Raw genomic sequence first — 12,672 nt, 5'->3', positions numbered from 1 at the left:
CCTAGGGGGGAAGTCCAGAACAGTAAAAGTAGTAGTAACTATAGCTGAAAAAAGGTGATAATACCCAGAATGTGTAAGCGCTTTACTGAAAGACAATATACCTAAAAAAAGAAACAATATCTTTATTGTGTAGGCGCTTGAAAAAAACTATTCTAAACATAAGTGAAAGCGGTACCTTTTAGGTTTTGGTATATTTTAAAAATTAATGTGCAGGTATTGCCTTTAACTAAAATTAAAAATTCAAAGGAGGAGAGGAATTGGAGAATAAGCATTTCAAGAGAGCTTTTAATACCCTTCTTGCACTTGTGCTAATTGTGCCAACATTTTTAGTGAGCATGATTGTGCCATTACATGTAGGAGCAAATGTGTCTAATCCATGGGTCACAATTTCATCTGGAGGAAACGAAATTAATACATTAATAGAACAGAATGGGAAGTCCTATGCAAGGCTTGGAGCAGGTGCCGGAAATGATAATGGGGCTAAAGCTGCAATTTTTCAAGAACAAAATAAAGTCGCTAAAGAATCGGGAACGATGGCGTATACCTTTACTCCAGAAACCAAGGGAGAAGATACTAGATTTGGTTTCTATCCTCATTATATTGACAATAATAACTTCGTTTTTGTAGGCTACGACTCAGTTGGATGGTTCTATGAATACAAATATCAAGGAAAAGGTGATTGGTTAAAAACGAGACCGAATGTTCCACTTCCAGAGGCTGGGACCTCACATTCCATAAAAATTGATTATAACGGAACCACTATGAATATTACATTAGATGGAAAAGATTTATTTGGATCAGTTACGTTACCTAATGATGTAAATAACCTCCTTACAGGTAAGGAAGCGGTTAAACTCGGTGCTTTTGGAAATAAAAAAAGTCAAGTACTCATTGAATTAGGAAATGCACCTGGGGATGGAGGCACGGATCCAGGAGATGAAAAACTTGTCGACATTACGGATAATAAATTAGAAGAAGGCGACTTTAAAATTATCTCAGGAGACGGAAAAGTTACTTATAATGAAGATGGTTCAGCAACTTTCGGTGTTACATCTACCCAAAAGAATCGAATTGTATACAACCAAATGAAAGCGATTAAAAATGGTGTTTTTGAAGCGGATGTTACTACTAATACTGATAAGATGAATCGCTTTGGATTAATCTATCGTGTTCAAAATGCATCTTCATACACATATGTAGGAACAGGGGATACGAACGATCAGTATTTTGGTGAAACATTTGGACCTATAAACAATTGGACGTCGATGACTTCAAACGTGCCCTTAAAAGCAAAACAAACATACCATTTACGTTTAGTATTCATGGACGATGTTGCAACGTTATACATTGATGGTAAAAAGGTAGATTCTTGGACTTTAACAGGTGGTGTAGATCAAGCGGGGGGACTTGGGTTTGAAAAAAGCCGAGGAGCTGCCGATATTACGATTTCTAATATCAAAATCAAGGAATATAGTGCGCCAAAACCTCCAGATACTCCACCAGTAGAAGATACATTAAAGTCAAAGTATATGGATGTCACTATTGACCAAGTATTCCCGCGAGTTGTGAAATACAAAGTTGGCGATAAAGTAATGAATGGGCAAGAATCACCTGTTTACGGATTGAAAGTAAATGGTGCACTATACTATCCTAAAGTAAGCTTTGAAAAGTTAAGCGATAGTGAAGTGCTATATACATTAAAAGTTGTAGATGAAATTAAAAATCTTGATGCTGTATTTAAAGTATCTTTGAAAGTAAATGATAATAAAGTTATTTATAGTTTCGATGAAATTAAAAATAATGGTAGTGCAAAAATTGAAACAGTTGAGTTTGCTGATATGAACGTTATCTCAGTAAATTCGGAGCAAAAAGGTGCAAAGGCTAAATTAACGAATATTAGTACTGATGTTAGGAAATCAGGTGATGTGGATGTAAGCGTAGATTCTTCTATGGAGGAAATAGGTACATCTACTAAAAATTATACTGCATTTTTGTCAACTGACGAATTGAGTGCAGGTGTATGGTCTAGTTCAGAAGTGGATGGCTATAAAAACTTAGTTGCAAATCGATATGTAAATAAAAATGGTGCGAAAGCAATGGGGATAGGTTCTAGTGCACTCTATTACCAAAGAGATTTTATGCCAGAACCACAAAAAAATAAGCCAACTATTAAAATAGCTATCGCTAAAGATTTGAATACTGATAATAAGACAGATTGGCAGGATGCGGCGATTGCATACCGTGATATTATGCAAGACATTAAAGGATATCAAGATGTAAACAATAATGTTGGAATGCGTATTGCCATGAATTTCGGATCACAAGTACAACAACCATTCTTAAAAACAGCAGATAATGTTAAAAAGGTTGCTCTTGCTACAGATGAATTGGGGCAAGCTGTTTTATTAAAAGGATATGCAAACGAAGGACATGATAGTGGTCATCCGGATTATGGCAATGTGGGTGAGCGTATGGGCGGTGTTAAAGATTTGGATACGCTTATTAAAGAGGGGCGTAAGTATAATACCCAATTTGGTGTCCATATAAATGCGCAAGAAGTTTATCCTGAAGCGAAAGCTTTCAACAATGATTTTATTGATCGTCCAAATTCTTTAGGGTGGGGATGGTTAGATCAATCTTATACAATTAATAAATTAAAAGATTTGTATTCTGGAGCACGTGCGAAAAGACTAGATGAATTGAAAGCTGCTGTTTCAGATCTTGACTTTATTTATTTGGATGTATGGTATCAAAATCAATGGGAATCAAATAGAATAGCAGATCAATTTAAAGATAGGGGCTGGAGACTAACAACGGAATTTGGTGGTTCTATGGCCAATTATTCAACGTGGCAACACTGGGCTACCGATAAAAACTACGGTGGACCGGAAAGCAAAGGTATCAACTCAGAAGTACTGCGCTTTATTAGCAATCACCAAAGAGATTCTTGGGTGTTAAATTGGCCTGAAGTAGGAGGAACTGCTGACCATCCATTGCTTGGTGGATTTGAATTAGCTGGCTTCGAAGGGTGGCAATCTGATAAGAATTTTGAAAGTTTTATTCGCATGACATTTGATACTAATCTACCTACTAAATTCTTACAAAAATATTATGTAACGAATTGGACAGATGTAGAAGGTGATAAAAGCAAGACAAACTTAGAAAAGGAAATAAAATTGAAAGACCCAAGTAATGGGGATGTTGTCGATGTAACTAGAAAAGACAATTCTAGGGAACGTGTTATTAAACTGAATGGAAATGTTATACTTGATGGTCAAGCTTATTTAATTCCTTGGGTGAAACAAGACTTTAAAAATCCAACTTCTAATTCTGAAAAACTGTATCACTGGAATTTGGAAGGTGGTACAACTACTTGGACACTTCCAGATGAATATAAGGGTGTATCTAGTGTTTATGTATACAAACTGACAGATCGCGGTAGAGCAGATATGAAGGAAGTCAAGGTAGTAAATAATAAGGTAACTTTGACAGCTAGTGCGGCAACTCCTTATGTTGTTGTACCAAAAAGAGATAAAGGTTTGGAAATCCTTGACTATGATTGGAGCAAGGGTGCTCATATATATGACGCGGGATTCAATACAGGAAAAGTAAGTGCATATACAACTATTCAAGGTGATAACAAAGCTGTAAGCGTCGTTAGAACGAATCAAACTGGAAGCAACCGTAATTTAAGTAGTGGAGATTACTACTTGAATATTGATAGTCCGTCAAAAGATACAACTGTTTCCCGTGTTCTTACTGGTTTGGAACCAGGTAAAGATTATGTAGCAGAGGTATATGTTGAAAACAATAGTGATGTAAAGGCTGGAATTATGGTAACAGGTGGGAAAGAAGACGTTAGCAATTACACACTTCGCAGCCTGCAAAAGAACTATGTTAAGGCAGATTCACATGCTTCAAATGATGGATACAATAGCAAAATGCAAATCATGCAAGTGAGCTTTACAGCTTTATCTAATAAAGCTACATTAACTCTCAGCCGTGATTCCGGAAAAGGAAACACAAAATTTGATGATATTCGGATCGTTCAAAAGTCCTTAAAAAATCATGTCTCATCAACGGAATTTAAACAAGATTTTGAAACGGTGGTACAAGGTATTTACCCATTCGTTATTGGTAACACAGAAGGTGTAGAAGACAACAGAATTCATCTGTCTGAACTGCATGCTCCATATACGCAAAAAGGCTGGGCAGGTAAAAAATTAGTCGATGATGTATTAGGTGGGAATTGGTCCGTTAAAGTAAACACTGGAAATAAAGGTTTGCTGTACCGTACTATTCCTCAAAATTATCGTTTCGAACCTGGCGTAACTTATAAAGTATCATTTGACTATCAAACAACAGCAAATGCATTCCGCGTTATTTCAGGGGATCAAGAAATTGATGTTCGAGACATTGCGAGTGCAAAGGGATTGAGTGTGAATAACACTCTTACTGCATCTACTGATACAAAAACAGCAGAGTTTACTGTGACAGGTTCTGAGAACGGTCAAACTTATGTCGGAATTTTCAGTGATGGAACGAATTTAAACGGTGATACCGGAGCAGGTACGTTTATTTTAGATAATTTACGTATTGAAAGGGTGGCTTCAGGGGGAGAGACGCAGAGGTAAAGATCTTGATTTAAGATGCAGGTAGTTTTATAGTTAGTGTAATATCGTGAATGAAAGGAGGTTGACCCAAAAATAGCTGAGTAGCTATATGGGTTAACCTCTTTTTGATATAAGTATGTCACCACAAACAAATTACGGAAAGAAAGGAACGATTCTCTTATGTTTATAGAGTATAAAAAAATAAGGTGTCTCCAAAAGATCATTTTTAATGACCTTTTGAGACAACCTCTTTCAATTTATAACAACTGATTCTATTTATTTGACACTACTTCAATAACTAGATTATCAAGCATAATATCTTTGTAACCATTAAAGTTAGCTTGCGAGCCTTTCACACCGTTAGTAGTAGCTGCTTTATTAGTGGAATAAATGCCAAACCAGCTTTGTCCCGATTTATCTCCTGTTAAAGTAAAGGAATATGTGCCAGCTTTTGCATTCTTATCACTGCTTGCGGTTGATTTTAATTCCTCCTTAGTTAATACTCCTTTTTCTTCAAATGGAGCATTACCTGACACTACTGCATACGTTCCATCACTACCTGCTTCATAATCAAAAGTAATTTTATACGTTACCCCTGGTTTAAATGTGAAGTTTTGAGGGATAGTTTGGTATACAAGAGCATCACCTTCCGTTAATCCATTCGTTTTAAGTGACCATTTGCCTGCGATAACATCATTTACTATTTTTTGGTTCCAACCTCTTTGTGTATATGGTGCATGTAATTCAGACAGGTGTGTTCTATTATCTTCTACGCCTTCAATATTACCAATTACAAACGGATAGATACCTTGTACAACATTTTCAAAGTCTTGTACAAATTTATTATTGCTTACTTGGTTTTCGGCATTACTTTCCACGATGCGAATATCATCAAAGTAACTTGCACCATTTCCACCCTCTCTAGATAAATCAATGGTTACATCTGATGTTTTTTTACCTGTTTCAAAAAATACATACATATTTTGAAAGTAACTTGTGCCATCCACAGTTGAAGTCATTTGACCATCAGCTTTTGCTTGCTCAGAGCCTAGTGTATTATGTGCGTATGCTCTTACATAGTTTTTAGCGATAGATTTACCAGTACTATTTGTATACTCTTTGTCGTTAGAAGTAATCGTTATGCTTGCTTGTGCTTCGCTTCGGTTGTCTATACCAACATATGCAGCATACTTTGTATTAGGTTTTAGGTCTGTTAATTTTTGTGTAACATTTACTTTCTTTTTATTATTGGAGATTGTTAGCATATTATTATTACCTTCACTCTTCGTAATCTTAACTGCTTTTGAGTCTCCTTTGATTTTCCAATCTTTTAGGGAATTGCTGTTAAATCCAGTATCTATAAGATGCATTCCTTCACTCCATTTAACATCTTTGTTGGATTTTGGCCCTTTATAAATTACATATGCAGTAGATTTTTTTGCATCTAATGTGATTTTTCCATTTTCAATTTTAACATTTTTCATATTCTCTTTACCTAATTCTGTTAACTCATACACTTTAACTGAACCTTGCCAACCAGTTGGAACAGTCCATGTTGTTTTTCCACCGTTTGTGTTCCAGTGATATAATTTTTCATTCTCTGCTGATAATTTTTTTCCATTTTGATCCCAAGACCATGGAAATAAATACTTTTCGTCACCAGGTCTACCTTCAAATATTTGCTTACCATTTAATGTCATAGTTCTTGTTCGATAGCCATCTTTATCATTTGTAAAATCATTCGATTTTCTTTCAATTGTAAGTGTATTTTCACTAGATTCGTCCTTTAATATCGTCTTCATACCTGGTACCCAGTTGTAAGTTTGTTGTTTATCATCTATCATTTCAACTGCTTTTCCATCTTCCCACTGTGTTACTTTATAATGTTGAATGAATTTGGTTGGAATATTCACCGCAAATAAGTTATCAATATACGCTTTGTAGTCACTTCTACCTTGCCATCCTTCAAAGTCTTTCATACTGTAGCCGCCTAATAATGGAGCATCCGCGTCGCCTCCATTATTAGGATAGTTACCAATCCATGCATCTTTTTGATGGTTTTTAATGAAACGAGTGATGGTACTATTAATACCTTTTAGGGTATACCCACCATAAGTTAAATCGGCTGCCCAGTGTTGGAATGTGGAATCATACTCGTTCGCATATCCCCACTCACTGCCTAAGCGCCAACCTAAACTGTTTATTTCTTTACTTAATTGACGACTCGGCCATGTACTATTATCACCTGACTGTCCATTACCCCAAACGTCTACATAAATAAAATCTAAATCATTCTTCTTGCCACCAAGAGCATCATATAAATCTTTGAATCGTTGTGCTCTGCCATTTCTTAAATCATAATCAGCATTAATGTTTATTCCTTGATCAATCCAGTTCCAACCATACTTATAAGTTCCATCTGGATTTTTTAATAAACGATCTTCTTGGAAATATTTTGACTCTGGATATGTTTCACTTGCATTCACATGAACACCAAAAGTTGCCCCATATTCTTTACCCTTTGTTAGCAATGTTTTCATGTCCTTTGCACCGCCAATTCGGGTTCCAATGTCAGCATAATTTAAATGACCAGAATCATGCCCTTCACTACCATAACCTTTCAGTAGAATAGATTGTCCTAGTCCATCAGTATTTAAATGAAACTTTTTCACTCCGTCTAAAGCCATTAAGAAAGGATTTTGGGCTTGACTGCCAAAGTTCATGTTAACACGGTAACCAACTAAGTCTGGAACTTTTTCTGCCCCTAGAGGTTCGTTCATAATTTTCCTATAAGCAATTGCTCCGTCTTGCCAGTTTATCTTTTTATCATCATTAGCGTCAGCAGTAATGATAACCTTCACAGACGGCATTTCATCTACCTTATTAACTGTCCCATCCTTTAGCTCTAGAGTGCCATCTTCTTTACGATGTTCTTCTGACTTTTGATACGTCCAGAATGTACTACTTAGACCAATTGTTTTTTTTCCTGCACTATTAGTCGTAGCATTTGCCGTAATTCTTTGAGCATCAGTCTTTGCAGCATAAGAATCTGAAGCCAATTTTTTTACTAAACTATTCTCCGTATTAGACCATATACTTGCACTTAATTCATCAGTAGAAAGAAAAGCATACATATATCCTTTTTGCTCTTCATCTTTCGTAATTAAATTTTCATCAACCTTTACCTGACGGTCACCATTAATACGTGTATTTGTTGACATCTGTACGCCATCTAGTACTGCATCTTTTTGACTGTTATTTACAGAAATTAAATTTTGATTTGGAATTTCAATAGTTTTTACGATTTTGTTGTCGACGATCTTTGTAATATTAAATTCTAATATATTCTCTTTAACAACCAACTCAGCAGTAATAACCGCAGAGATATTGTTATGAGTGTCTATTAACGTCATCTCATATACAACTTTATCTGATAAAACTTTTGCTTTTACTTTTGGTTTTACTGCTACGTCATTAATAAGGATTGTATCTAATGCTTCAGTCTGTCCGTAAAAAGTCTTTCCTGCTCCATTTCCAGATTTTAAATCGTATTGAATGACTCTTGGAAAATTCACATCAACAAGAACGTTCATTTGATTAGATGAAATAACCGTATGTGGACTTTGTGGAATGATTTGACTTTCAGCTTGTTTAGTATCCGTGGTTCCCTCAGCGTGGATTAGGGAACCATTTGTAAAACAAGTAGAACCTACGACACAACCCGTTACAAGTGTAGCAATTGTCCTCCTGAACTTCTTTTTTGATTTTTTCATATGTACCCCCTCGTTTCCATTTTGGCACTTTTGATATTGATGGTTCTTCACAGGTATAGATCACTTTATGGCCTATTAAACTTAATATTTTGATAGAATGTGAAGCCTGTATAGTAGTCGAGAATCTATTAAAACCAGAAGTAGTTTCCAGTATCTATCTGTACGACTAGATTACTTTTTCTGAAACGCTTACACAAGAGAGATATTGCTCTGTTTTTTAGAAATATTGTTTTTTGTAATGTTGAAAATAAGATAAATAAAAAATAATCCTGGCGTATAAAGCTAGGAAATCCGTCTTATTTTATTTGAGAAGCTCATTAAAAATTAAACGGAGGCGATACCGGAGCAGATACGTTTATTATTAAAGGGTTGGCTTTAGGGGGAGAGGCACAGAGGTATAAAGGTAGTTTTATAGCTAGTGTAATATTGTGATTAAAAGGTCTATCTCGGTGGAGATAGATCACATTGTGTTCATTGAATCGTCGGAAATAGTTCTACCAGAAATGTTACTTTTTATGTTTTTAGTGAGATGTTAAAAATGAAAAGCAAGATGTCTAAAAAATACGACAAGATGTTGATTGTAGAAGTGTTTTTACGTACGTATAATGTAACAAAATAGCTTGCTAAACGGGCGATTCAAGTATGCTAATAGCTTCTTCGGAGAAAGCGAAATGTATATTAGGCTGGTGGTTATCCCGTACGTTTGTTCATAAAATTATAAAAGGTACATGGAACTCGTATCGCAACAACATAAACCGATATAAGGCTAGAGGAGGTAAATACTGATGATATATCAAGTTATCCAGCAGTTAATTGATCGTGCTATTGAAATTCAATTGATTGAACAAGAAGATGCAATATATACAAGGAATAAAATCCTTTCCTTACTTCGTTTAGATGGCTTTGTAGTGGAAGCGTCAGCGCCCGCAAAGAAAGCAATTTCGGAGTTATTGGAAGAGTTAATTGAATATGCTTGTATGCATAAAGTCATTGAGGAAGTACTGGATGAGAAGGAGATTTTAGCAAGTGCAATTATGGATGTTTTTATGTCCAAACCGTCCGTTATCAATGCTCTATTTTATGAAAAATACGAACAAAATCCGAAGGCTGCGACAGATTACTTCTATGAATTAAGTAAAAACAGCAACTATATCCAAATGAAGCAAATTGCCAAAAATATAAATTATAAAGTAAATACGGAATACGGTACCATTGATATAACGATTAACTTATCAAAGCCGGAAAAAGACCCAAAACAAATTGCAAGAGAAAAAGTATTGGAAAGTACGGGTTATCCAAAATGTTTACTCTGTATTGAGAATGAAGGATATATGGGCAGGATTGGACATCCTGCACGCTCGAATCATCGTATGATTCGTATGAATCTTACAGATGAAAGCTGGTTTCTGCAGTATTCTCCGTATATATACTTCAATGAACACTGTATTGTATTGTCCTCAGAACACCGCGATATGAAAATTGACCGTCAAACATTTTTACGCTTGTTAAAATTTGTAGAAGAATTCCCGCATTATTTCCTTGGTTCTAATGCAGATTTGCCAATTGTAGGAGGATCTATTCTAACACATGACCACTATCAAGGCGGAAACTATGAATTTGCTATGGCAAATGCATCGAACGACCTGGTCTTTGAACTAACCAACTTTCCAGCAATCCAATGTTCTATTGTTAAATGGCCCATGTCAGTTATTCGTTTAAGAAGTAACGATATAGAACAAGTAGTAAATGCAGGGGAGTACATATTAGAGAGGTGGAAGGGATATAGTGACCCTTCTGTTAATACATTTGCATTTACGAATGATGTTCCACATAATACGATTACGCCGATTGCCCGCTACCGGAATGGTATGTACGAATTGGATTTAGTTTTGCGAAACAATTGTACCAGTGAAGAACATCCGCTGGGTATTTTCCACCCTCATGCGGAAATACAACATATTAAAAAGGAAAATATCGGTCTGATTGAAGTAATGGGGTTAGCTGTACTTCCTGCTCGTTTAAAAACAGAACTTCAGGAAGTGGAAAAATTCTTACTTAACATTCCAAGTGATATTCCATCGCCTCATATACGATGGGCAGAACAACTAAAAAACAAATATGACAATCGGATAAATGAACAAAATGTACAGGAAATTATAAAAGAAGAAGTGGGACGGAAATTTATACAGGCGCTTGAAGATGCTGGTGTTTTTAAACGAGATGACGAAGGGATATCGGCTTTTAAACGTTTTATTCAGACCTTAAATTAGGAATGGATCTGGTAGTTATGGTGATTACAAATGACCAAATTATATGATAAGGGAGGTAATAATATGGAGGAGTGTGAGCATAAGCAACTACAGGAATTGAAACAGATAGGTGGTCCTATATTAATGATGTGTATAAAATGTAATCAAATAATTAAAGTGTCCAAAGGATCCAGTACAAAAATAAAGTAAAAAGAATGAAACGCATATATTCCTAGTATGTGATGAACAAATTCCCGACTGATTAGAGTTGCATTTTATTAAAAGAATAGCAAAAAATAAAAAACATCTCATATTCATATGAGATGTTTTTTAGTACGGTTCTGTTGCATGTATTACGACGTCTAATAAACCGGGGAATCTAGCATTTAAGTCATCTTCACGAATTGAAATGAAACGTTGTGTGCCTTCAAGGCGTGTATACATAACACCAGATTCACGTAACACATGGAGAGGTTCATATTAATAATGAACGAAGCTATTTAAGAAATGCTGTGGAAAATAGCTTAAGAAGATTACAAACTGATTATATTATTTACATTTTACAAATCCTGAAACAAGTTACATAGATTCAATTGGAGAGCTTACTCGCCTAAAAGAAGAAGGAAAAATTCGTTCAATTGGAATATCTAACGTAAATGTAGAGCAACTAAAAGAAGCGAATCAGCACGGACATATAGATGTTGTACAATCACCGTATAATATGTTGGATCGTGCTGCTGGGGAAGAACTTTTGCCATATTGTATAGAATCAGGTATTTCATTTATACCGTACGGGCCTCTTGCTTTTGGGATACTAGGCGGGAAATATACAGAAAATTTTAAATTAAACGAAGGCGATTGGCGTCAAAGTGTAAATCTATTTGAAGAAAATACATATAAAAATAACTTTAAAAAAGTTGAGATGTTAAAAGATTTAGCTAAAGAAATGAATCTTGAAGTATCACATTTAGCTTTAGCATGGCTATTAAATAAAAAAGGAATTGATACTGTTATTCCTGGTGGGAAACGAGCGGAGCAAATAAGAGAAAGTGTAAGAGCAGTGGATGTTTCATTGAATGAAAAAGTTATGAAAGAGATTGAATCTATTTTAGAAGATTAGTTAAAAAGAGAAGAAATACATGAAGGAGCTTTTGAGTACAGGGGGTAAAAAAAGTAGACAAATAATAGAAATGTATTGTAATAAAATTATGGGGAATCCAAAAATAAAAAATCCCTAAAGAGATAGGGATTTATATATCGGCATATAGTTCCTTGGAAAAGGATATACTTAGTTTAACATATAGGAATACTTATATTTGTGAAATAGATGTGAAAGTAATGTGAAAAATGCCGTAATAAAAAGCACTGTTTTAGCTAAAACAGTGCTTTTCGTTTAGATTGAACTGTTGCCGCATTTTCATCATGTATTCCTGCTTCTTTAATAATTCGTTTTTTTACTTTATTTAATAGATGGTCTACTGCCTCACCAAAATAGTTAGCTTCGCTTTTTGTGCGGGCTTCTCGTAAACATTTATAGTTTTCTAGCAGTTCCTCTTTTTCGGTGTTTGTTAAGAAATCTTCTATTTTCTTTTTTGTCATACGAAACACCCTTTCTTCTGACAAACGACGCAATAGAAAATATTTATTTTTTATTATAACAATAATTTTTAGAGAAAGTATAGACTAACGTCGTAATAGTTTGTCAATTTCTTGGATTTTCTCATCAGCTTTCCCAATTTGCGTATTTTTAGCCTGTTCACCACCAAGAGCTTGGTGAAGTAAAAACGTTTGACCGGAAATAGCGGTCACAATGGAGACTTTTATAATTTCTTTTATTAAGGTGACATCGAATAAAACGAGTCCAAGAAGTGCGGCGAGGCTACCTGTAAAAATATCAGTTAAAAATCCAAAATGAAAAAAAGTTTTTAAACGGCGTGGAAGCAATAACTTGCCTTGGTTATTGATCAGATGGGAAACGAAGCCAGTAATGCCACCAACGAGAACAGCGGTTAGCCATTGATACATTTCCATCGAATC

Annotated in this window: 5 protein-coding genes and 3 pseudogenes; 4 read left to right on the top strand and 4 right to left on the bottom strand. The window is 35.2% G+C overall.

All coding sequences use genetic code 11. From position 1 onward, the window contains the following. Window positions 1–257: 257 nt before the first annotated feature. Window positions 258–4,634 carry an endo-alpha-N-acetylgalactosaminidase family protein gene (locus JFU20_RS05135; RefSeq protein WP_201038393.1) on the top strand — a complete coding sequence of 1,459 codons (4,377 nt, stop codon included), beginning with the start codon at window positions 258–260 and terminating at the stop codon, window positions 4,632–4,634. 251 nt (window positions 4,635–4,885) lie between these two features. On the opposite strand, the gene JFU20_RS05130 is transcribed toward JFU20_RS05135, so the two are convergent. Continuing rightward, window positions 4,886–8,386 (bottom strand): endo-alpha-N-acetylgalactosaminidase family protein, encoded by a 3,501-nt coding sequence (locus tag JFU20_RS05130; protein ID WP_201038392.1) that lies wholly within the window; start codon window positions 8,384–8,386, stop codon window positions 4,886–4,888. 785 nt (window positions 8,387–9,171) lie between these two features. Between JFU20_RS05130 and galT the strand changes: the two genes are divergently transcribed. Further along, entirely contained in the window at window positions 9,172–10,656 is a 1,485-nt protein-coding gene (gene galT, locus JFU20_RS05125; protein ID WP_201038391.1) for a UDP-glucose--hexose-1-phosphate uridylyltransferase, read from the top strand. A 309-nt stretch (window positions 10,657–10,965) separates the two neighbouring features. Here the strand turns inward: galT and JFU20_RS05120 are convergent. After that, window positions 10,966–11,100: pseudogene (locus tag JFU20_RS05120) on the bottom strand (transcriptional regulator); the annotation flags it as partial. Between JFU20_RS05120 and JFU20_RS05115 the strand changes: the two are divergent. Both JFU20_RS05115 and JFU20_RS30545 read left to right on the top strand, forming a co-directional pair. Continuing rightward, a pseudogene (locus JFU20_RS05115) lies at window positions 11,100–11,755 on the top strand (aldo/keto reductase); the annotation flags it as partial. The pseudogenes JFU20_RS05120 and JFU20_RS05115 overlap by 1 nt on opposite strands. A 19-nt stretch (window positions 11,756–11,774) precedes the next feature. Next, window positions 11,775–11,979, top strand: a pseudogene (locus JFU20_RS30545) (hypothetical protein). A gap of 30 nt (window positions 11,980–12,009) precedes the next feature. Here JFU20_RS30545 and JFU20_RS05110 read toward each other — a convergent pair. Both JFU20_RS05110 and JFU20_RS05105 read right to left on the bottom strand, forming a co-directional pair. Beyond that, the gene (locus JFU20_RS05110; RefSeq protein WP_002141385.1) at window positions 12,010–12,234 is read right to left on the bottom strand and encodes a hypothetical protein; all 225 of its coding nucleotides are present in this window, start codon (window positions 12,232–12,234) and stop codon (window positions 12,010–12,012) included. An 84-nt stretch (window positions 12,235–12,318) separates the two neighbouring features. Next, a complete protein-coding gene (locus tag JFU20_RS05105; RefSeq protein ID WP_000426320.1) occupies window positions 12,319–12,666 on the bottom strand; it encodes a DUF4257 domain-containing protein in 348 nt (115 codons plus the stop codon). Window positions 12,667–12,672: the final 6 nt, after the last annotated feature.

The sequence above is a fragment of the Bacillus sp. TH30 genome, from assembly GCF_016650875.1.
Lineage (GTDB): Bacteria > Bacillota > Bacilli > Bacillales > Bacillaceae_G > Bacillus_A > Bacillus_A mycoides.
Note: the sequence above shows the minus strand (reverse complement) of the source record. Positions and strands in the feature narration are given on the sequence as shown.